The organism is Variovorax paradoxus (genome assembly GCF_030811855.1).
GTDB classification, from domain to species: domain Bacteria; phylum Pseudomonadota; class Gammaproteobacteria; order Burkholderiales; family Burkholderiaceae_C; genus Variovorax; species Variovorax paradoxus_L.
Window position 1 is genome coordinate 38528 of the sequence record NZ_JAUSRN010000021.1, and the last position, 22630, is coordinate 61157.

17 protein-coding genes are annotated in these 22630 nt (G+C 66.4%); 15 read left to right on the forward strand and 2 right to left on the reverse strand.

The window, feature by feature from the left end; all coding sequences use genetic code 11:
* Nucleotides 1-31: 31 nt before the first annotated feature.
* The 10 genes from urtB to J2X92_RS27460 all read left to right on the forward strand — a co-directional run bounded on the left by urtB (nt 32) and on the right by J2X92_RS27460 (nt 11584).
* Nucleotides 32-1579 carry an urea ABC transporter permease subunit UrtB gene (gene urtB / locus J2X92_RS27415; protein ID WP_307580688.1) on the forward strand — a complete coding sequence of 516 codons (1548 nt, stop codon included), beginning with the start codon at nt 32-34 and terminating at the stop codon, nt 1577-1579.
* Nucleotides 1576-2799: an urea ABC transporter permease subunit UrtC gene (gene urtC, locus J2X92_RS27420; protein WP_307580690.1), complete on the forward strand. Its 1224-nt coding sequence runs from the start codon at nt 1576-1578 to the stop codon at nt 2797-2799. The genes urtB and urtC overlap by 4 nt, the downstream gene beginning before the upstream one ends.
* Nucleotides 2796-3674: an urea ABC transporter ATP-binding protein UrtD gene (gene urtD, locus J2X92_RS27425; RefSeq protein ID WP_093015127.1), complete on the forward strand. Its 879-nt coding sequence runs from the start codon at nt 2796-2798 to the stop codon at nt 3672-3674. Before urtC ends, urtD begins: the two co-directional genes overlap by 4 nt.
* A gap of 12 nt (nt 3675-3686) precedes the next feature.
* On the forward strand, nt 3687-4379 hold the full coding sequence (urtE, locus tag J2X92_RS27430) for an urea ABC transporter ATP-binding subunit UrtE (RefSeq protein WP_093015129.1): 693 nt from the start codon (nt 3687-3689) through the stop codon (nt 4377-4379).
* Nucleotides 4380-4499: 120 nt separating this feature from the next.
* Nucleotides 4500-5756, forward strand: coding sequence for an MFS transporter (locus J2X92_RS27435; RefSeq protein WP_307580693.1), 1257 nt, complete (start codon nt 4500-4502; stop codon nt 5754-5756).
* Between the two features lie 125 nt (nt 5757-5881).
* The gene (locus tag J2X92_RS27440; RefSeq protein WP_307580695.1) at nt 5882-7438 is read left to right on the forward strand and encodes an alkaline phosphatase D family protein; all 1557 of its coding nucleotides are present in this window, start codon (nt 5882-5884) and stop codon (nt 7436-7438) included.
* 88 nt (nt 7439-7526) lie between these two features.
* A complete protein-coding gene (locus tag J2X92_RS27445; protein ID WP_307580697.1) occupies nt 7527-8537 on the forward strand; it encodes an aldo/keto reductase in 1011 nt (336 codons plus the stop codon).
* 37 nt (nt 8538-8574) lie between these two features.
* On the forward strand, nt 8575-9513 hold the full coding sequence (locus J2X92_RS27450; RefSeq protein WP_093015137.1) for a VTT domain-containing protein: 939 nt from the start codon (nt 8575-8577) through the stop codon (nt 9511-9513).
* 57 nt (nt 9514-9570) lie between these two features.
* Complete coding sequence (locus tag J2X92_RS27455) at nt 9571-10935, forward strand: cache domain-containing protein (RefSeq protein ID WP_093015139.1); 1365 nt, start codon at nt 9571-9573, stop codon at nt 10933-10935.
* Between the two features lie 4 nt (nt 10936-10939).
* Nucleotides 10940-11584, forward strand: coding sequence for a response regulator transcription factor (locus J2X92_RS27460; protein WP_307580700.1), 645 nt, complete (start codon nt 10940-10942; stop codon nt 11582-11584).
* Nucleotides 11585-11602: 18 nt separating this feature from the next.
* On the opposite strand, the gene J2X92_RS27465 is transcribed toward J2X92_RS27460, so the two are convergent.
* The gene (locus J2X92_RS27465; protein WP_307580701.1) at nt 11603-12583 is read right to left on the reverse strand and encodes an MBL fold metallo-hydrolase; all 981 of its coding nucleotides are present in this window, start codon (nt 12581-12583) and stop codon (nt 11603-11605) included.
* A gap of 92 nt (nt 12584-12675) precedes the next feature.
* On the opposite strand from J2X92_RS27465, the gene J2X92_RS27470 reads away from it, so the two are divergent.
* Complete coding sequence (locus tag J2X92_RS27470) at nt 12676-13626, forward strand: LysR family transcriptional regulator (protein WP_093015148.1); 951 nt, start codon at nt 12676-12678, stop codon at nt 13624-13626.
* Here J2X92_RS27470 and J2X92_RS27475 read toward each other — a convergent pair.
* The gene (locus J2X92_RS27475; RefSeq protein ID WP_307580704.1) at nt 13610-15754 is read right to left on the reverse strand and encodes a glycoside hydrolase family 3 N-terminal domain-containing protein; all 2145 of its coding nucleotides are present in this window, start codon (nt 15752-15754) and stop codon (nt 13610-13612) included. The two genes, J2X92_RS27470 and J2X92_RS27475, sit on opposite strands and share 17 nt — an antisense overlap.
* A 132-nt stretch (nt 15755-15886) precedes the next feature.
* Between J2X92_RS27475 and J2X92_RS27480 the strand changes: the two genes are divergently transcribed.
* The 4 genes from J2X92_RS27480 to J2X92_RS27495 are packed head-to-tail and all read left to right on the forward strand — an operon-like array spanning nt 15887 to nt 22627.
* On the forward strand, nt 15887-17182 hold the full coding sequence (locus J2X92_RS27480) for a glucoamylase family protein (RefSeq protein ID WP_307580706.1): 1296 nt from the start codon (nt 15887-15889) through the stop codon (nt 17180-17182).
* Entirely contained in the window at nt 17179-18597 is a 1419-nt protein-coding gene (locus tag J2X92_RS27485; RefSeq protein WP_307580707.1) for a glycoside hydrolase family 15 protein, read from the forward strand. The genes J2X92_RS27480 and J2X92_RS27485 overlap by 4 nt, the downstream gene beginning before the upstream one ends.
* Nucleotides 18594-20354 (forward strand): ABC transporter ATP-binding protein/permease, encoded by a 1761-nt coding sequence (locus tag J2X92_RS27490; RefSeq protein ID WP_307580710.1) that lies wholly within the window; start codon nt 18594-18596, stop codon nt 20352-20354. The genes J2X92_RS27485 and J2X92_RS27490 overlap by 4 nt, the downstream gene beginning before the upstream one ends.
* Entirely contained in the window at nt 20351-22627 is a 2277-nt protein-coding gene (locus J2X92_RS27495; RefSeq protein ID WP_307580712.1) for a CocE/NonD family hydrolase, read from the forward strand. The genes J2X92_RS27490 and J2X92_RS27495 overlap by 4 nt, the downstream gene beginning before the upstream one ends.
* The last annotated feature ends 3 nt before the right edge of the window (nt 22628-22630 follow it).

Sequence of the window (22630 nt, forward strand, 5' to 3'; positions counted from 1 at the left end):
TCGACGATCCCTTCACTGTGCACTCGCCGCCATGCTCCTCATGGCATCGGCCGTCCACGCGCTGACCGCCGACGAAGCCAAGGCCATCGCCTCCGGCGAATCCGAATCGCGCATCACTGCGCTCAACAAGGCCGTGCTCACGGCCGACGAGAAAACCGCCGCATTCATTCAGGCCATGTCCGAGGACGCGGTCAAGTACACCGAAGACAAGGTCTTCGTGATGAAGGACGACAAAGGCTACGACCCCGTGACCGGCGCCGAAGTGAAGGTGCCCGATACGGCCGAGGACGTGGTCAACAACAACCTCATGCGCGGCGCCCTCGATGCCGCGCAGGCTGCGCTCAAGCTCACGAGCAAGGACGACACGGTGCGCGCCGAAGCCGCGCAGGCGCTCTTCAAGGAGCCCGACGAATCGCGCATCCCGATGGTCGAGAAGGCGCTGGCCGCCGAGACCAATCCCGCCATCAAGGCGCAGCTCCAGCTAGTGCGCGCGGCCAGCATGCTCACCAGCGCCGACAAGGCCAAGCGCCTTGCCGCGGCCAAGGAGCTTGGCGCCAACAGCAGCCCCGACACCAAGCTGCTGCTCAACCAACGCCTGGCCGACGAGACCGAAGCGGACGTCAAGGCCGCCATCATTGCTTCCATTGCCAGCATCGACGGCTCGCTGGTGTGGGGCGACCGCATCAACGCGGTGTTCAGCGGCATCAGCCTGGGCTCGGTGTTGCTGCTTGCTGCGCTGGGCTTGGCCATCACCTACGGCCTGATGGGCGTCATCAACATGGCGCACGGCGAGCTAATGATGATCGGCGCCTACGCCACCTACGTGATGCAGGGCATCTTCCAGCGCTACATGCCCGAGGCGGCCTTCGGCTGGTACCTGGTGGCGGCTATTCCGGTGGCATTCCTGAGTTCGGCGCTGGTAGGCGCGGTGCTCGAACGCGGCGTGATCCGTTTTCTTTACGGCCGGCCGCTCGAAACACTGCTCGCCACCTGGGGCATCAGCCTGATGCTGCAGCAGCTCGTGCGCTCGCTGTTCGGCGCGCAGAACGTCGGCGTGGAAAATCCCGGCTGGATGAGCGGCGGCTTCACCATGCTGAGCAACGTTACGCTGCCGTGGAACCGCATCTGCATCATCATCTTCGCGGTGCTGGTACTGCTTGCGATGGGCTGGCTCATCGGCCGCACGCGGCTCGGCCTCTTCGTGCGCGGCGTCACACAGAACCGCCCGATCGCCGCGTGCATGGGCGTGAACACGGCACGCATCGACACCTATGCCTTCGCGCTCGGCTCCGGCATTGCCGGCCTCGCGGGCTGCGCACTGAGCCAGATCGGCAACGTGGGCCCTGACCTCGGCCAGAGCTATATCGTGGACAGCTTCATGGTGGTCGTGATGGGCGGCGTGGGCCAGCTCGCGGGCACGGTGTATGCGGCCATGGGGCTCGGCATCCTCAACAAGTTCATCGAAGGCTGGGCGGGCGCGGTGCTCGCGAAGATCGCGGTGCTTGTCTTCATCATCATCTTCATTCAAAAGAGACCTCAGGGCATCTTCGCCATGAAGGGCCGGAGCGCAGAAGCATGAGCAGCAAGGTCGTACTTCCAACCAAAGGGCCGCTCTTGAGCGGCAAGGGCTGGACAGCCTTCTTCGTCACGCTCATCGTGGTGTGCGCCGTGGCGCCGGTGCTCAACATGGTGGTGCCGGCCGGAAGCCCGCTGCACATGAGCGACTACGCGGTGGCGCTGGTCGGCAAGATCATGTGCTACGCCATCTGCGCGCTGGCCATGGACCTGATCTGGGGCTACACCGGCATTCTCTCGCTGGGCCATGGTCTCTTCTTTGCGCTGGGCGGCTACATGATGGGCATGTACCTCATGCGCCAGATCGGCCGCGACGGCAACTACAAGAGCGACCTGCCGGACTTCATGGTGTTTCTCGACTGGAAGACGCTGCCCTGGCACTGGACCTTCAGCGACAGCTTCATTGCCACGCTCGTCCTCATCGTTGCGGTGCCGGGCCTCATTGCCTTCGTATTCGGCTTCTTCGCGTTCCGCTCGCGCATCAAGGGCGTGTATTTCTCGATCATCACACAGGCCATGACTTTCGCGGCGATGCTGCTGTTCTTCCGCAACGAGACGGGCTTTGGCGGCAACAACGGTTTTACCGACTTCAAGCGCATCCTTGGCATTCCGATTGCCACCCAAGAGATGCGCATGACGCTGTTTGCACTCACGGGCTTGACGCTGCTCGGCTTCTTCCTGTTTGCCAAGTGGCTCGTCGGCAGCAAGTTCGGCCGCGTGCTGCAGGCGATCCGCGATGCCGAAACGCGCGTGATGTTCTCGGGCTACAACCCGCTGCCCTACAAGCTCACGATCTGGGTCATCTCCGCCATCATGTGCGGCGTGGCCGGCGCGCTGTATGTGCCGCAGGTCGGCATCATCAACCCGGGCGAGATGAGCGCGGCCAACTCCATCGAGATCGCGATCTGGGCCGCGGTGGGTGGGCGTGCCACGCTCATCGGGCCGATCATCGGCGCCTTCATCGTCAACGGCGCGAAGAGCTGGCTCACTGTGGCGTACCCCGAGTATTGGCTGTACTTTTTGGGGGCGTTGTTCATTGCTGTCACGCTGTTCCTGCCGAACGGCATCGTGGGCCTGGTGAAGAAATGGCTGTCGCGCGAAAAGGCCGTGCCAAGCGCTGGCCGCGAAGAAGCGCAGCGCGCCATGGCCGCCGCGCAAGGCATGGAGCCTGAGGCGCTGCACGCGCCGCTGGTGGTGCCCGAAGTGAAGGGAGCGCGCGCATGACGCCCGACCTGATGGAAGCCGGCGCCGAGCGCGCCGCACGCGCCAAAGGCATTCCCTATGTGAGCAGCAGCACCGAATCGGGCGGCCGTTCCGCCGACTTCGGCCGCATCGCAACGCCGGGCGAGGTCGACGTGACGCACGGCCGCATCCTCTATCTCGAAGACGTGAGCGTGAGCTTCGACGGCTTCAAGGCCATCAACAAGCTGTCGCTCGACATTGCGCCGGGCGAGCTGCGCTGCATCATCGGCCCCAACGGTGCGGGCAAGACCACGATGATGGACATCATCACCGGCAAGACGCGGCCCGACTCGGGCACGGTGTTTTTCGGCAGCACCATCGACCTGCTGCGCCACCGCGAAGCCGACATTGCGCAGCTGGGCATCGGCCGCAAGTTCCAGAAGCCGACGGTGTTCGAGCATCTCACCGTGTTCGAGAACCTCGAACTCGCGCTCAAGACCAACAAGGGCGTACGCGCATCGATGCTGTTCAAGCTCGACTCGGCGCAGAGCGACCGGCTCGCCGAAGTGCTGCAGACCATTCACCTGGCCGACAGCGTCTCTCGCCTGGCCGGCAACCTGAGCCATGGCCAGAAGCAGTGGCTCGAAATCGGCATGCTGCTGATGCAGGACCCGAAGCTGCTTTTGCTCGACGAGCCTGTGGCCGGCATGACGGACGAAGAAACGGCCCGCACCGCCGAGCTGTTCCTCACGCTCAAGGGCAAGCATTCGCTGATGGTGGTGGAGCACGACATGAGCTTCATCCGCACGATCTCCGAGATCGTGACGGTGCTGTGCGATGGGTCGGTGCTCGCTCAAGGCACGCTGGACGAAGTGCAGGCCGACGAGCGCGTGATCGAGGTTTACCTGGGCCGCTGAGGAATCGATTTCATGCTGACAGTCAAGAACATCCACCAGTACTACGGCGGCTCCCACATTCTTCGCGACGTGAGCTTCGAGGCCACGCTCGGCAAGGTCACCGTGCTGCTCGGCCGCAACGGCGTGGGCAAGACCACGCTGCTCAAGTCGCTGATGGGTCTCGTCCCCATCAAGAGCGGCAGCATCGAGCTTGAAGGCAAGCCGATCCACAAGTCCACGCCGTATGAAAGAGCAAGAGCGGGCATCGGCTTTGTCCCCCAAGGCCGAGAGATCTTTGCCCGCCTCACGGTCGAAGAAAACCTGCGCATGGGCCTGGCCTACAAGAGCGGCAGCACGCCCATTCCGGCGGAACTGTTCGAGCTGTTCCCCGTGCTCAAGCAGATGATCAACCGCCGCGGCGGCGATCTTTCGGGCGGGCAGCAGCAGCAGTTGGCCATCGCGCGTGCGCTGGCCCCCAAGCCCAAGCTGCTGATCCTGGACGAGCCGACCGAAGGCATCCAGCCCAGCATCATCAAGGACATCGGCCGCGTCATCCGCATGCTGGCCGACCGAGGCGACATGGCCATCGTGCTGTGCGAGCAGTACTACGACTTTGCTCAAGAGCTTGCCGACGACTACCTCGTGATGGAACGCGGCGAAGTGATTGCGCGCGGGCTCGGCAAGGACATGGAAGCGCAGGGCGTGCGCCAGCTCGTCGCGATTTAAGCAGCCGGGGCGGCACGGCAGTACCAGCCGGCCAGCATCGCCGTATCGGCAGAAATTCAGGGTTTACCCTAAAATCGGGCCTCTGCCCGTCACCGCCGGGCACCTCCCAGGAGCCTGGCCTTGAACGCCTCCCCACCCGCGCTGGACAGCGCGGATACCGACATTTCCGTTTCCTCATCCGCATCGCGCGTCGACTTCCTGCGGGCCGTGCTGGCGCTCGGCGTGGGCGGCTTTGCCATCGGCACCGGCGAATTCGTGATCATGGGCTTGCTGCCCGAGGTGGCGAAAGACATCGCGGTCACCATCCCGCAGGCGGGCCACGTCATCAGCGCCTATGCGCTCGGCGTGGTGATCGGCGCGCCAGTGCTCGCGGTGCTTGCCGCGGGGTGGGGCCGCCGCGCATTGCTGATTGCGCTCATGGCCGTGTTTGCCGCCGGCAACTTCGCCAGCGCCATGGCGCCGGGCTACCTGTCGCTCAACCTGCTGCGCTTTGCGACCGGGCTGCCGCATGGCACCTACTTCGGCGTTGCCGCGCTCGTGGCGGCCACGCTCGCGCCACCGGGGCGCCGCGCGCGGGCCGTCGGCCTCGTGATGCTGGGGCTCACCGGCGCCACGCTCGTCGGCGTGCCCATTGCCGCGTGGCTCGGCCAGCTTTTCGGATGGCGCGCGGCCTTCGTGTTCGTGGGCGTCATCGCACTCATCGCCGTGGTGCTGCTGCGCCGGGACATCCCCGACCTTGCGGCACCCGCGGGTGCGAGCCCGTGGCGCGAGCTCGGCGCGCTGAAACGCAAACAGGTGTGGTTCACGCTCGGCATCGGCGCCATCGGCTTCGGCGGCATGTTCTCGGTGTTCAGCTACATCAAGCCCACGCTGATCGAGGTGGCGGGCCTGCCGCTCGGTGGCGTGCCGTTCGTGCTCGCGCTGTTCGGCCTGGGCATGGTCGCCGGCAACCTCGTCGGTTCGCGCCTGGCCGACAAGTCGCTCATGCGCACCATTGGCGGCCTGCTCGTCTATGCAGCGCTGGTGCTCGCCGTGTTCACCTTCGCGGCGCACAACGTTTACACAGCGGCGTTCAACGTGTTCCTCATCGGCACTACTGTCGCCATCGGCCCGGCCCTGCAGATCCGCCTGATGGACGTGGCCGGCGACGCGCAGACGCTCGCCGCCGCGCTCAACCACTCGGCCTTCAACATGGCCAATGCGCTCGGCGCATGGCTCGGCGGCGTGGCCATTGCCGCGGGCCTGGGCTGGACCTCGACCGGCTGGGTCGGCGCCTTACTGGCGCTGGCCGGCATGGGCGTGTTTTGGTGGGCGGTGACGAGTGCACGTGCCAGCGAGCGGCCTGGCGCGACTCAGCGCGCGCCGAGCGCTTCGTAGATCGAACGCGCGGTGAGCGCCTGGGTCATCGACCCGCGCGAAGACATTGCACAATGGCTCACCATGCCCGTGCGCCAGATCACCATCGACGGATCCGACTTCGCTCCGGCGGCGCGCGCAAAGACATGAGCGCGGCCCGGCCTGTCTTGCAGCGCCGCCGCCTGCTGCTCGGCGGGATGGCCGCCGCATCGCTGGGCCATCCGTTCCTGCAGCTGAACGCGCAACAACAAAGCGCACGCGAACTCTTCACACTCGGCGTGGCATCGGGCAGCCCAAGGCCCGACGGCGTGGTGCTGTGGACTCGCCTCGCGCCCGATCCGACGCAAGGCGGCGGCATGGGCGATGCATCGGTCGACGTGCGATGGGAAGTGGCGCACGACGAAAACTTTGCGCGCGTTGCCGCGGAGGGCAGGGCCACCGCCGTCGCAGCGCTTGCGCATTCGGTGCACGCCGAAGTTCGCGGCCTCGCGCCAAGCCGGCCCTATTGGTATCGCTTCACGGCCGAAGGCGTGCGAAGCCCCGTCGGACGCACCCGCACCGCGCCGGCCGACAACGATGCAGCGCCGCAGCCATCGCGCTTTGCCTTCGCCTCGTGCCAACAGTACGAACAGGGCTACTACGCAGCCTACCGCGACATGGCCGCGCAGCCTTTCGACTTCGTCGTGCACCTGGGCGACTACATCTATGAAAGCTCATGGGGTTCGCGCCATGTGCGCCACCACCAGGGCGGCATTCCCACGCAGCTGGGCGAGTTTCGCGACCGCTATGCGCTCTACAAGACCGACCCGCACCTGCAGGCCGCGCATGCCGCCTTCCCCTGGCTCGTGACCTGGGACGACCATGAGGTGGCCAACGACTACACCGACGACGTGTCGCCGCGCACCATCGACCCCGCGCAGTTTCTTGCCATCCGCGCCGCGGCTTACCAAGCGTGGTACGAGCACATGCCCGTGCCCGCCAGCATGCGGCCGACCGGTGCCGCAGCCACCATCTATGGCCGGCATCGCTTCGGCCGCATGCTCGATGTGTTCCTGCTCGATGGGCGGCAGTACCGCTCGCACCACGCCTGCCTGGCGGGACGCAGTGCGTCGCCATTGGCCGACTGCGCAGACCGGCTTTCGCCGGAGCGCAGCTTCCTGGGCAAGAAGCAGGAAGCGTGGCTTGCGAACGAACTGGCCGCGCCGCCCGCGCGCTGGACGGTCATTGCGCAACCCACACTGCTGGCCGAGGCCGACCGCAAGCGCGGCCCCGAGCACGGCTACTGGATGGACGGCTGGGACGGCTACGCCGCGTCCCGCGCGCGCCTGCTCGACAGCCTGGCCGCCAACAAGGCGCGCGGCGGCGATGCGTTGGTTATCAGCGGCGACGTGCACGCCTTCTGGGCCGCCGACCTGCGCCGCGAGCCGCAGGGCCCGGCGGTGGCAACCGAATTCGTCGGCGGAGCCATCACCTCCGAAGGGCCCAGTGCCGCCAACGTGGCCAACCTGCTCGCCAAGAACGACCACCTGCGCTACGGCCGAGGCGACAAGCGCGGCTATGCGCACATGGCGCTCGATGCGCGCGGCTGCACCGTCGAGTTTCGCGCCGTGGAAGACGAGAAATCCGCAGACAGCGCCGTCGCCCCGATGGCCCGTTTTGCGGTGGAGCGCGGCGCGCCCGGCGTGCACCTGGAAGCCACCTGAAATATCGGGGGTGCCAGCAGGTTTGCGCGGCCGTGTCTATGATGGCCGCCGCCCTTCCTCTCCGTCATCTCCCTCGATCGAGACCACCATGAGCATTCCCACCACCCGCCTCGGCCGCACGGGCCTTACCGTGTCGCGGCTTGCGCTCGGCACCATGACCTTCGGCCTGCAGACCGACGAGGCGGTGTCGCACCGCATTCTGGACAAGGCTGCGGAGGGCGGCATCAACTTTCTCGATACCGCCGACGTGTACCCGCTTGGCGGCACCGTCGAGACCACCGGCCGCACTGAAGAAATCATCGGCCGCTGGTTGCAGAAGCAGGGCCCCACGGGTCGCCGCCGCTTCGTGGTGGCGACCAAGGCGGTGGGCAAGGTCGGCCCCAACAGCTGGGACCAGGGCGCATCGCGCAAGCACCTGCTCGACGCCATCGATGCCTCGCTCAAGCGGCTGCAGACCGACCACGTCGACCTGTACCAGCTGCACAGCGACGACCGCGAGACGCCGCTCGAGGAGAGCCTGGAGGCGCTCGACGTCATCGTCAAGTCGGGCCGCGCGCGCTACATCGGCGTGTCCAACTTCCTGGCCTACCGGCTGGCCCGCGCGCTTGGCAAGGCCGAGCTGCACAAGCTCACGCGCTACGTGTCGGTGCAGCCGCGCTACAGCCTGCTGTTCCGCGAGATCGAGCGCGAGCTGCTGCCGCTGGCGGGCGAAGAGGGCCTGGGCGTGATTCCTTACAACCCGCTGGCCGGCGGCTTGCTCACCGGCAAGTACAAGCCGGGTGCCAAGCCCGAGGAGAACACCCGCTTCACCCTCGGCACCGCCGGCGGCATGTATCAAGACCGCTACTGGAACGATCGCAGCTTCAACACTGTGACGCAGCTGCACAAGCTGGCCGACGAAGCCGGCGTGCCGCTGGCCACGCTGGCGGTGGCCTGGGTCATGGCCAACCCGCTCATCACGGCGCCACTGCTCGGCGCCAGCCGGCCCGAACAGCTCGACGCCACGCTGGCCGCGGCCGCATACAAGCTGGACCCTGCGCTGAAGCAGAAGCTCGACGAGCTCACGGCTGAATACCGCAAGGGCGACGCGCCCCGCTAGGCCCCGAAGGAGTGAACCCCAACCCCGCGTTGCTGCCATGGCACAGCTGATGTCGCTGCTGGTGCAGAACGCGATCGCGATCGTCTTCGCGGCAAGCTTTGCCGCGCGCCTCGGATTGCCGGTGCCCGCGGCCGCCGTGCTGGTGGTGTCGGGCGCACTGCTGGCGGCCGGCAACGTCTCGGTGGCGGGCGTGGTGCTGGCCGCGGTGCTGGCCAACCTGCTGGGCGACGGCGCCTGGTTCTATGCCGGGCGTCGCTTCGGCTACCGCTTCATGCGCCTTCTGTGCCGCATCTCGCTGTCGCCCGACTCCTGCGTGCGGCGCGGCGAATCGCTCATCGGCCGCTGGGGCGGGCTCTCGCTGGTGGCTGCCAAGTTTGTGCCGGGCGTCTCGGTGGTGGCGCCGCCCATGGCTGGTGCACTGGGCATGCCGGTGTGGCGCTTCATCGTCTTCGACATTGGCGCCGCGCTGGTGTGGACCGGCCTTTTCCTCGGGCTGGGCTGGATCTTTCGCGATCAGATCCAGGACGTGCTGGCCATGCTGGCCCAGGCCGGCGGCATTGCCACCCTGGCGCTGGTGGTGGTGCTGGCAGTGACGCTGGCGGTGCGCTACTGGCGCCGCCGCGCCTTCATGCGGCTCACCGGCATGCCGCGCATCAACGTGGACGAGCTGCACGATCTGCTCGCCAGCGAGACGCCGCCGCTGGTGATCGACGTGCGCGGCGAGGCGGGCGTGCAGGTCGACCCGCGCCGCATTCCCGGTGCGCTGCCGTACACGCTCAAGTCGCTGCAGCAGCGGCACCCCGAGCTGCCGCTCGTCGGCGGGCGCGACGTGGTCGTCTACTGCAACTGCCCCAACGAGGTGTCGGCGGCATTGGCCGCGCGCGTGCTGCTGGCGCGTGGTGCGCGGCGGGCCCTGCCGCTGACCGGGGGGCTCGACGCCTGGGTGGCCTCGGGCCGGCCCACCAGCGTGCATTGAGTGTGCGCCGTCAGGCGACCGGCTCATGGCCGCGCCCGGTGGTAGTCTTGCCCCCCGATGAACCTCCGCACCAAGATCGTCGCGCTGGCTGTGGCACCGCTGCTGGTTGCGCTGGTGCTGGTGGCCCTGGCGGTGCGCCACCAGGAGCATGACCTGGCGCGGCGCGAACGCGCGCTCATCGAGAAAAGCTACATGGACCAGCGGCGTAGCGAACTGCGCAGCTATGTCGACCTGGCCGTGAGCACCGTGCGCCCGCTGTACGACGCGGGCCTGGACGACGACGAAACCCGCACCGAAGCCCTGCGCCGCCTGGCCGCGCTGGACTATGGCGACGACGGCTACTTCTTCGTCTACGACATGCAGGGCCGCTCGCTCATGCATTCGCGCCAGCCTGACCTCGTCGGCAAGAACCTTTGGGACCTGCGCGACGCCCACGGCCGCTTCACCATCCAGGACCTGATTGCCGGTGCGCGCGCCGGCGGCGGTTTTGTCGAATACGAATGGCGCAAGCCCTCCAGCGAGCAGATGGCGCCCAAGCTCGGCTACGTCACGGCGCTGCCGCGCTGGAATTGGATGGTCGGCACCGGCCTTTACCTGGACGACATCGAAACGACGATGCAGGCGCTCGATCGCCAGATGAGCACCAACGTCACCACCACGCTGCTCTGGATTGCAGGCATTGCGGCGCTGTGCCTCGCAGTGGTGAGCGCCACCGGCCTGCTGCTCAACCTGAGCGAGCATCGCGTGGCCGAAGCCAAGCTGCGGCTGCTGGCTCGCCGCGTGGTGCAGTCGCAGGAAGAAGAGCGCGGCCACCTCGCGCGCGAACTGCACGACGGCACCAGCCAAACGCTGGTGTCGGCCAAGCTGCTCATCGAATCCGCCGTGGAAGCGCTCGACCGCGAAAGCCAGACCGCGCCACCTGCACTGGCCAAGGCACTGCAACGGCTCAACGATTCGCTGCTCGAAGTGCGCCGGATCTCGCATCGCCTGCGACCGGCTCTGCTCGACACCCTTGGCCTGCCCGCCGCGCTCCAGCGCCTGGGCGACGAGTTTGCCGAAGAGGGCACCATCGACGCGTCGATCATGATCGAAGGCGAAGCTTACGAACTTTCGCAAGAAGCCAAGACCGCACTTTTCCGCGTCACGCAAGAGGCGCTCACCAACGTGCGCAAGCACGCCAAGGCGCACCGCGTGCACATCGACCTGGGCTTCTTCGACGACGAAGGTGTGCGGCTCGAGATTGGCGACGACGGCATCGGCTTTGACGTCGACGCCATGCAGCTCGACCCGCGGCGCGGCATCGGCCTGCGCAACATGCGCGAACGCATGGAGTCCATCGGCGGGCGCCTCCGCGTGACATCCGGCGAAGGCGGAACCACCATCGTGGCCGAAGTGCCGACCCGCAGCGCCAAGCCTGAGTAGCCAGATGACGGATAAAGACGCCGCCCCCATTCGCCTCTTTCTGGTCGACGACCATCCGCTGGTGCGCGACGGCCTGCGCGCAAGGCTCGGCGCCATGCCCAACCTCGAGATTGTCGGTGAAGCCGGCAGCGCAGCCGAAGCGCTGGCCTTGATCGAATCACTCAAGCCCGACTTGCTGCTGATGGACGTCGGCATGAAAGAAATGAACGGCATCGACCTGGCCGCCTTGGTGCTGCAACGCCAGCCCGCGCCGCACGTGGTGATGCTCAGCATGTACGACAACCCCGAGTACGTGCAGAAGGCCCTGCAGGTGGGCGCGCGCGGCTATGTGCTGAAAGACGCGCCAGCGGCTGAGATCGTTGCGGCCATCGAAGCCGTGTCGGGTGGCGGCACATTCCTGAGCCCGGCCGTGTCGAAGAAACTGTTTCGCAACCAGGCGCCAAGGCCGCTGCTCACGCCGCGTGAGAGCGAAATACTCACTGCGCTAGGCAGGGGCGAATCGAGCAAGCAGATTGCGCGGGATTTGGGATTGAGCGTGCGCACTGTGGAGGCGCATCGACAGAGTATCAAAAGGCGGCTTGGGATCGAAGGGCAGGCGGAACTCATCAAGTATGCGGTGGAGCATGCGCGGGAGTTCGGGGGCGGGTGAGCTGTTGCTGTCGGATGTTCACTTCGCCTCGTAGTGGTCGTTCACGTAGGTCATGGGGATCCACCGGTAGCCCGAGCCGTCGCGGCGCAGATGGCCGACGCCGGGGAACGAGATGTGGTCGGCCGCGACCCAGTACCGGCCCTTGACCGCGTCGGCGAACGCCTTCTTGCGGGTTGCTGCGGCGGCCTTGGGATCGACGTCGAAGACGATCGTCACGCCCGGGTTGGGCATCTGAACTTCCGCCACGTGAACCAGGTCGCCCCAGAACACCAGCTTCTCGCCCTTGCTCTCGAGCGCGTAGAACGTATGGCCCGGTGTGTGGCCCGGAGCGGGGATGGAACGGATGCCGGCGAACAGCTCGGTGGCGCCGGAGAACGTCTTCACCTTGCCGGCATCGACATAGGGCTGCACCTTGGCCGAAGCCTCGTCAAAGTACTTCTTCGCCGCCTCGGGTGCCCGGGCGCGATTTTCGGGATTCAGCCAGTACGCGACCTCCTTCTGCTCGATGTGGACTGTGGCGTTGGGAAACACGAGGCGCTTGCCATCCATCAAGCCACCGGTGTGGTCGGTGTGGATGTGCGTGATCAGGATGTCGGTGATCTGCTCGGGCGTGACGCCCACCGCCTTGAGACTGGCCTCGAGCTTGTTCAACGTCGGGCCGTAAAGCTCGCCGGTGCCGGCGTCCATCAGGATCAGGCGGTCGCCCGCCCGGATCAGGTAGGCGTTGACCGAGGCATCGACCTCGGTCGTCTGATACGTGTCCGCCAGGCGCGTCTTCACCTCGCCGGGCTGAGCGTTGGTCAGCAGCTTCAGCGTCGGGATCGGCAGCGTGCCGTCGGAGAGCGCCGCGACCTCGAAGTCGCCGAGCTTGAAGTGGTAGTAGCCGGCTTGATAGCGACTCACCTTGGTCGGAGGCGCCTCGGCCGCGAATGAGACCGGGGCGACCAGGCTGGTGGCGACAGCGGCGGCCATGAAGGCCGCAAGGAATGTGCGTTTCATCGTGGGGCTCTTGTTAAGTAAGTGGTGAAAGGCAGTATATTTATCTCCATATGATTGATAAATATTGAGTTTGTGATTTCACAATCAACGATATGGAAACAATGATTGACAATCTGGTCGAGCTGACGATCTTCGACAAGGTCGCCAGTGCCGGCAGTCTCACGGGGGCCGCGAACGAGCTGGGCCTGTCTCTGGCAGTAGTCAGCAAGCGCTTGGCAACCCTCGAGGCGCGCATGGGCGTGCGCCTGCTCAATCGGACCACACGGCGGCAATCAATGACGCAGGAAGGCGAACGCTTCCACCTGCATTGCGTACGCATCCTTGCGGAGGTGCAGCAGGCCGAGGCGGTGATGCAGCACAGCCGCACCGACATCGAAGGACACCTGCGGGTGACGGCACCGCGCATGCTGGGCACACGCTATCTCGCAGCGCTGGCGGCGCAGTTCCAGGCCATGCATCCGGCGTTGAGGATCGAGCTCGTTTTGAGCGACGACGTCGTGGATCTCGTGGAGCAAGGCATTGACCTGGCGCTGCGCTTCGGGGTGCTCGACGACTCGACGATGACGGCACGCCACATCGCCGACAGCGAGCTCGTCCTGTGCGCCGCGCCGGACTATTTGCGGCGCTTCGGCTCTCCCGACACGCCCGCTGCGCTCTCAGCGCACAACTGCATCCTCTACGGCACGCGAAGCACGCGGCACTGGCTCTTTCAGCACGAAGGCAAACCGGTCTCGGCCGAGGTGAACGCGACCTTCCTGTGCAATGACGGCAACGCGGCCAAAGCGCTCGCGCTGGCCGGCGGCGGGATCTTTCTCAAGTCAATATGGGATGTAGGCTCGGAGCTGAGGGATGGAACGCTGGTGCGCGTGCTGGGGCGATACGGCATCCCCAGCGCACCGCTGCATGTCGTGTACCCGCATGCATTGCATCTGGCCCCTCGTGTACGCCACTTTGCCGACTACGCTCTTAAGAGCCTTCGCGGCGAATGGGAACTGCTTACCGACAAGGCCTCCGGGCGGGATCGTTTCAACACAGTTCAATAGTCTGGCGCAGCAACCCTGATTCCTCGGCACTTGGCCCGACGAAGATCTCGACTTCGCCCGCCTCGAACAAGGGCTGCAGGTCCGGCCCGAGGTAGCGCAGCTCTGCCGCCGGCAACTCCAGGTTCACCGAGCCGGCTTCGCCAGGCATCAATCGCAGCTTCGCGTAGCCCTTGAGTTCCAGCAACGGCCGGGTGACGCGGCTTCGCTTGCTGCGGACGAACAGGAAGACAGTCTCTTCAGCCTCGCGCGCGCCAACGTTGCGGAGTTTGACGCTGATCTTCAGCGCGTCCTGCTCGCGCACGCGCCGAGGCTCGACTTGAAGTTCGTCGTAGATGAACCGGCCGTAGGTCAAGCCGTGACCGAATGCATACAGCGGCGTGTTTTCGACGTCCTGGTACTTGCTCGTGAAGTAGTCGGCGGGATTGATCGGCCGGCCGGTGGGGCGCTGGCCGAAGAAGATCGGCACCTGCCCGACGGCGCGCGGCCAGCTCATCGGCGTGCGACCGCTGGGCGTTGCCTGGCCCGTGACCACGTCGGCGATCGCATGGCCGGCTTCGATGCCGAGGAACCACGCAGCCAGCAGCGCATCGGCGTGTTCGGCCAGCCAGGGAACGACGAGCGGGCGTCCCGAGAACAAGATCGCGATGACGGGGATGCCGAGCGCACGTGCACGTGCCGTCACCGCTTCGGCCAGAGCCTGTTGTCGGCCGGGAAGCGCGGGAGTGGCGCGGCTCGCCGCCTCGCCACTCATCCTGGCACGCTCGCCCAGGCACAGCAGGACGGCGTCGGCGCCGTCGCACAGCGCAATGGCAGCTTCGATGCCGCTGTCGTCGGTGCTCTCGATGGCGACGCCGGGTGCATGGCGTATGTCGGTCTGCGGCAGCGCGGCGCGCAAGCCGGCAAGCACGCTGACGGCCGGCTCGTGTTCGCCGGCACCCCACCACGGGCCTTTCATCTCGGTGCTTGCGTCGGCCAGCGGGCCGATGACACACAGTGCCTTCGGTGAAGCAGGCAAGGGCAGGGTGTCGCGCTCGTTCTTCAGCATGACGATGGCCTTGCGCGCGGCGTCGCGCGACAGTGTGTGCCGCTCGGCGACAACCGTTGCGGACTCCGGTGTCGCGCCGCGACGGTAAGGGTCGTCGAACAGGCCGAGCTGCTCCTTGAGCCGCAACACGCGGCGCACGCTCGCGTCGATCTCTTCGATCGTCACCCGTCCCTGCTCGAGCGCAATCGGCAGACCCTTGCGATACGCGTCGGCCATCATGTCGATGTCGACGCCAGCCTTCAGCGCCAGTACCGCGGCATCGGCGAGATCGGCCGCGACGCCGTGCTTGATCAACTCCGCGATCGCGTTGTAGTCGCTGACGATGACGCCATCCCAGGCCATCTCGCCCCGCAGCCAGTCGCGAAGCAAGGGGATGTGCGCCGTCATCGGCACACCGTTGAGGTCGGTAAAAGCCGGCATCAGCGTCGCGACGCCGGCGCGGACCGCTGCTGCGAAGGCCGGCAGATGCACCTCGCGCAAGGTGCGCTCGGAGATGTCCACGGCGGCGTATTCCCGCCCCGCGTTGACTGCGCCATACGCGACGAAATGCTTCGCACAGGCGGCCAGCGAATCAGCCGATGACAGGTCGGCCCCCTGGAAACCACGCACCTTGGCCTCTGCGATGCGTGCGTTCAGCCAGGGGTCTTCGCCGGGTCCTTCCGCAGTGCGGCCCCAGCGGGGATCGCGCGATACATCGAGCATCGGCGCGAAAGTCATCGCCAGGCCGTCGGCAGCGCCTTCTCGCGCGGCCTCCCGCGCCGTGCGCTCCCAAACGTCTTCGTCGAAGGCGCCGGCCTCCGCAAGCGGGATCGGAAAGAGCGTGCGATGGCCATGAATGATGTCCAGGCCAATCAAGAGCGGAATGCCAAGCCGTGACTTTTCGACGGCCAGCCGCTGCATCTCGTGCGTAGGGCCGGCGCCGACCATGTTCAGCAGATTGCCGACGGTGCCGTCGATGATCGACTGCGTGGAGTCTCCCGCGAGCACCGGCCCGGTGACCGTATAGCTGGAGGCAGTCATCGTCAGTTGACCCAGCTTTTCGGCTAGCGTCATCCGGGCCATGAGGGTGTCGATGCGGCTCATCAGGGATTTCGAATAGAACCCAAGGGCCTTAATGATGGCATGCTGCGAGCGGTGAGCCCTCGGCCGCGTTGCGCCGCCGACAATTCGGTGAAACCAAACGTTTTACCAAGACGACAACGAAAGGAGCCGTTCGTGCTGAAGGATGACAGGAACCCAAGGGCACTGGCAGCCCTGTCCGATGAGGCCTTGATCGACGCCGTACAGCGGCAGACCTTCCGCTATTTCTGGGACGGTGCAGATGCCGCCAGCGGCCTGGCGCTCGACCGCCGTACGCTCGTCGGCGCCACGGGCGAAGACCTGGCCGACGAGAGGGTGGCGATCGGCGGCACGGGCTTCGGCATCATGGCCTTGATAGTCGCGGTGGAGCGCGGCTGGGTCACGCGGGACGCAGCGCTGGAGCGCCTGGGGCGGATGCGGGACGCGCTCATGCGCGCCAGGCGCTACCACGGCGCCTTCCCGCACTTCATGGATGGCGCGAGCGGCGTGACGATCCCGATGAGCCCCAAGGACGACGCGGGCGATCTGGTCGAGACTTCGTTCCTCTGCATGGGCCTGCTCTGTGCGCGCCAGTATTTCAGCGAGGACACAGCCATGGCGCGCCGGTTGCGCGCGGACTTCGACACGCTGTGGCACGAGGTCGAATGGAACTGGTTCACTCAGGGCGGGCAGGACGTGCTGTACTGGCACTGGAGCCCGAAACACGGCTGGGCAATGAACCATGAAGTGCGCGGCTGGAACGAGTGCCTCATCACCTACGTGCTGGCCGCGGCCGCGCCCCGCCATGCGATCGATCCGCGGGTGTACCACCGCGGCTTCGCGGCGGGCGAAGGCTTCCTCAACGGCCAGTCGTACTACGGCATCGAGATTCCGCTTGGCATGCCTTACGGCGGCCCGCTGTTCTTCACGCATTACTCGTTCTGCGGCCTCGATCCGCGCGGCTTGAAGGATCGCTACGCCGAGTATTGGGATCTGAACTGCCGCCACGTCCAGATCAACCGTGCCCACTGCCTCGCCAACCCCCAGGGCCACGCGGGCTACGGCGAATCGTGCTGGGGCCTGACCGCCAGCGACGACCCCTACGGCTACCTCGCGCACGCTCCGGACATCGACAACGGCACCATCTCGCCGACGGCCGCACTGGCCAGCCTGCCGTACGCGCCGGCCGAGGTGATGAAGGTGGTGCGGCATTTCCTCACCGTGCATGGCGAGCGGTTGTGGAGAGACTACGGCTTCGTCGATGCGTTCTGCGAGCAGCGAGACTGGTTCGCAGACACCTATCTTGCGATCGATCAAGGCCCCATCGTCGTGATGATGGAGAACCATCGCACGGGCCTTCTGTGGAAACTGTTCATGAGCGTGCCCGAAGTGCAGGCCGGGCTGCGGCGCCTGGACTTCAGCAGCCCGCATCTCGTGCCACCGGAAGCATGAAGTCCAGCGTGGCGAGCCTGCAAGACCCGGCGTTCGAGTCCTGGCTCGAAACACAGCTGCGCCATTCGGCGACGGCGATGCTGTCCAGCATCTCGCCGGTGTCGATCGTCAAGCAGCGGCCCGGCTTCGGCCAGACCATACGGCCGCTAGCCGGCGCCATCGTCGCCTCGCCCGTCCTCGCCGACTACAACCCCGACCCGGACTACTTCTTTCATTGGTTTCGCGATTCCGCCGTCGTCATCGATGCACTGCGCCTGCTCTACGCTGAAGGGCGCGTCGGCGACGAAGCCCTGCAGCACCTGCACGACTTCGTTCGCTTCAGCCTGGATCTGAACCGCCTCGACGGCCGTGCGGCTGCCGCGGTGGAGGACCGCAGCGCGTGCGTGGCCCCCGAGCTCCTGCAGTACCTGCGCGAGGACCACGATCTTGCGAAGGCTTTCGGCGACCTGGTGGCTGCCGAGACACGGGTGAACCCCGACGGCACGCTCGATGTCTGCCGATGGAATCGCCCTCAGCACGACGGCGCGCCGCTGCGCGCACTGGCGCTGCTGCGCTGGGCGGCCGGCGGGCACCTCGACGCGCCGTTGCTGGCGCAAGTTTCCGAGCTGATCCGCTTCGATCTCGACTTCACGCTGCGTCGCTGGCGCGAGCCGTCATACGACATCTGGGAGGAAGAACTCGGCCACCACTACTACACGCTGCGCGTCGCAGGGGCCGCTCTGGCCGAAGGCGCGGCATGGCTGGAGAGCGTGGGCGACACGGCGCAGGCGCGGCGCTGCCAGGAGGAGTCACGGGCCGTGCTGCGCCTGCTCGACGACTACTGGGTAGATGAACGACACGAACGACGCGAACGACACGAACGGTCAGACGATAGCGACGCGATATGTGGCTACTACCGTTCACGCGCGCTGGCGAACGGCCGACCCGGCCCGAAGGCATTGGACATCGCGGTGATCCTGTCGGCGATCCACAGCCTCGGCACCGACACTGCGCATGGGCCGGCCGATCCGCGCATGCAGGCCACGCTAGAGCGCCTCGATGCGCTGTTCGATGCGGCCTATCCAATCAACCATGGCCGCGGCGCAGGCCATGGCGCGGCGATGGGCCGGTACGCTGGCGACGTCTACTACTCGGGCGGCGCCTACTACTTCTCGACGCTCGGCGCCGCCGAGTTCTGTTTCCGCGCCGCGGCGATGGGCGACGACGCACGCCATTGGCTCGAACGCGGCGACGCCTATCTCGCCACCGTACGCGCGTACACGCCGGCCGGTGGCGATCTGTCGGAACAGTTCGACCAGCGCAGCGGCGCGCAGACCTCTGCCAAGCAACTGGCCTGGAGCCACGCCGCGTTCATTTCGTGTGTCTGGGCGCGCCGCATCGCGGCCGCCGCTTGTCAGGCGCCGCGGGGGCGATGAGCGCAAGGCCAGAGAACCGTGCCGAGCCGGCTGCAAAGACCGGTTTCTTCCGTCAGGTCAGCGAGTTGCTCGGCGCCTTGCGCGTGTCCCCAGTCGCTAAAACGCTTGTCGCGCTGATGGGCGCAATCGTCGTGGTCGTCGCGCTCACGGCGTATGGGCAGATCGAACTCAATAGCTGGAACAAGCCGTTCTACGATGCGATCTCGCGTCGCGATCTGAACGAATTCGTCGTGCAGGTAGGCGTCTTTGCGGTCATTGCGGGCGTGCTGCTGGTCTTGAACGTCGCGCAGCGGTGGCTGGGCGAAACCTTGCAGCTGAAACTGCGCGAGGCTGTGGTCAATGACCTCGTGGGGCTGTGGCTGCAGCCGCGCCGGGCGTTCTGGCTCCAGGCCAGCGGCCCGATGGGGGCCCATCCGGACCAGCGCATGCACGACGACGCGCTGAAGCTGTGCGATCTGTCGGTCGCCCTCGGCGTGGGTCTGTTGCAGGCAGCGATGCTGTTCGGCAGCTTTGCGAGCGTGCTGTGGGTCATCTCCAAGGACTTCAGTCTCTTCTTCGACGGCAAGGACCATGTGCTGCCGGGTTTCATGTTGTGGGCAGCCATTGCCTATGCGGTCGCCGGTTCGCTGGTCACCTACTGGGTCGGCAGCGGCCTGATCTCGCGCAACGCAGAGCGCTACGCGCGTGAAGGCGAATTGCGCTTCTCGCTGACGCGCATCAACGAGCATCTCGACGGTATCTCACTGGCTGCTGGCGAGGCCGATGAGAAGCGCCGCGTTGCAATGCATCTAGGCGACGTCTTGCGCGCCACGTCGCGCGTGGTGCTCGGGCTCACCAACCTGACCTGGGTCACCGCGGGCTTCGGCTGGATCACCATCATCGCGCCAACGCTGGTGGCCGCACCCCTGTACTTCTCGGGGAAGGTTTCTTTCGGTGGCTTGATGATGGCCGCCGCGGCCTTCACGCAGGCACAGTCTTCGCTACGCTGGTTCGTGGACAACTTCAGCATCATTGCCGACTGGCGCGCCACGCTGCTGCGCGTTGCCGACCTGCGCCGGATGCTGGCCTCCGATCTGGAGGCGCAAGCAGGCGGCAGCCGCATCGCCTATGAGGAGGGCGAAGCCGGGGCGCTCGCGATCGAAGCGCTCGAGGTTCGTTCCTGGAGCGGCCACGATCGGCTGGACACCCCAAGTCTCGTCGTGCACCGCGGTCAGCGCGTCTTGATCCTCGGCACGCCGGGCACCGAGAAGACCTTGCTGTTCCGGGCGCTCGCGGGCCTCTGGCCCTGGGGCTCCGGCACCGTGCGCCGGCCCGACGGCGAGACGATCCACTACATGCCGCGCGGCACGCCCTACATTCCCCGCGGCACGCTGGCCGAAGTGCTGTCGTACGCAATGGAACCGTCGAGCTACCCGAGAGAAGCCATGGTGGCCGCGCTGGCGAGTGTGGGCCTCCAGCGCCTGGAGCCATTGCTGAACAAGACGGGACGCTGGGAGAGCGAGCTCAGCATGGACGAGCAGTTGCGCCTGGGCTTCGCCCGCGTGGTGCTGCAGGCGCCGCCCTGGCTGGTGATGGACGAAGCCTTCGGCGCGTTCGACGACGACACGCTCGAACTCATCATCGACGCGCTGGGCAAGCTCACGCACACGGGCATTGTCCACATAGGCTCGGCCGGAGAAGCGCACGACCGGCTGTTCACGCAGGTGGTGCATCTGGTCAAAGCGCCAAACGCCGTGCCCGAGGAGCAGCGACCATGAGACACCCCAAGTCGACCGTCAGTCGTGTGCGTCGCGCCTTCACGCGGGTGATTCTTGCGCTGCCCGCGTGGGCCTGGGGAGCGGATTTTGGCTTCCGGCCACCGCGCGATCCCGACGATGCCACGGCGGCGGAGCTGATGCGCGATCTGGCCCAGCGCATCTTGCCGGTGTACCAGGAGGCGGACACCGATGTTTTCCTGGCCAACCTGACCGCTCTGCAGATCGTCAGCGGCGCTTACCGCGCAGCCTCGGACAGCAGCGGTTCACTGCGCAGCCGCCGCAAAGGCAAGCCGTTCGACGACCTGGTCCAGCGTGCGATCCTCGATGGCATTTATGCGCGTGCGCGCGCACTCGAAGCGGACGCACGCCTCGGCTTCGCAGAGGCCTATGTGCGCGCGTTCCAGGAACTGGTGTCGCCACTCGACAACGCGCAAGCCCAGGCCATCATGGCGCGGCTCGAGATCCCAGCGGCCGTGTACAGAGAGCCGCTGCGCCAAGCTTTCGATTTGTGGCGCGCGAAGGGCAGCCTTCCGGAGGCCGATGCGCTGGCGCTCGTGCGAACCTGGCATTCGTACCAGTCGCGTCGCAGCTTCGCTGCGCTGCTGCCTGAGTTGTTCGCGGCGGAAAACCGCGCGCGCTACGTGGCGGAGGCCGACGTCCAGATTCCCGTGCGCGGAGGTGTCATCTTCGCGAGCATGGTTCGTCCCGGCCGCACGAGTGACGCACTGCCGACGCTGCTGCGATTCACGCTCGATCCCGGCGAGGACGACGCCCAGCGCACCGCCGTCAAAGGCTATGTCGGCGTCACGGCGTACGTGCGCGGACGCACGCCCGATGGCAAGGGCGCCGTCTGGCCGTTCATCCGCGACGGCGAAGATGCCGCCGCCGTCATCGACTGGATTGCCCAACAGGCGTGGAGCGACGGCCGGGTCTGCATGCTCGGGGATGGCTACTCCGGCTACGCCGCCTGGGCCGCCGCGCGCTTGAAACCGGCAGCACTCAAGGCCATCGCCACCATCGCGCCGATGGCGCCGGGCATCGACTTTCCGATGGCCGGACAGATCTTCCGCAACGCCATGGTCCGCTGGGCACAGGAGCATACGAATGCCGAGCCGCTGCGGGCCGGCGCAGACGCCGACCCGGATGCGGCATGGCACGCGCTAGATGCGCGCTGGTATCGAGGCAATCGCCCTTACTGGGACATCGACCGCGTTTTTATCGGCAAGCGCAGCAAACTGATCCGCACCTGGCTGACGCACCCCAGCCACGATCGCTACTGGCAGAAGTTCTTGCCGTCGGCGCAGCAGTTTGCGCGCATCGACATCCCGGTGCTCAGCTTTGCCGGCTACTACGGCGCCGACGCCGGCGCGCTCTACTTCCACCAAGAGCATCTTCGCAACCAGCCGCAGGCCGATACGACGCTGTTGCTCGGCCCCTACGACGCGGCCTCGATCCGGCTCGGCACGGCGGCAACGCTGCGCGGCTACACGCTCGACCCCGTCGCACGCGTCGACCTGCCCGAGCTACGCTTGCAATGGTTCGACCACATCCTGAAGGGCGCGAACAAGCCTTCTCTGTTGATGGATCGCGTCAACTACCAGGTGATGGGCGCGGACCAGTGGCGCCATGTGCCGACGCTGGACGCGCCACAGCGCACTCGGCTGCGCCTTTACCTCGACACCCGCGAGCGCGACGAACCGCACCGCCTGTTGCCGTCGCCGTCCGAAGGCGGTGGCAGCGCGCGGCTCTCGGTCGATCTCGCCGATCGACGCGACGTGCGCATCCCGTGGCCGGACGCGCTGCGCGTGAAGCAACTGCCCACGCGCAACAGCATCAGCTTTGTCAGTGATCCGCTCTCGGAAGACACTGAGATCTTCGGCAGCCTGCACGGCGTGTTCGACATCACGCCCTCGCGGCAGGACGTGGACTTCAACATCTCGCTCTACGAGCAGACGGAAAGCGGCGAATACCAACTGCTGTTCGATCCCTACGACTTCCGCGCCAGCTACGCGGGCCATCGCGTGCGTCGCCGGCTTCTGCGGGCCGGCGAGCGCCAGCTGCTTGCGTTCACCGCCGAACGCGTGACCGCTTGCAGGCTTGCGGCGGGCAGCCGCATCGTGCTGCTGATCGGCCTCAACAGGCGCCCCGACCGGCAGATCAACTACGGCAGCGGCAAGGACGTGAATTCGGAAACCATCGCCGACGCGAAGTGGCCCGTGCGCGTGCGCTGGCATGCGCGCAGCTACGTCGAGATCCAGACCGGCAAGTCTTGATTG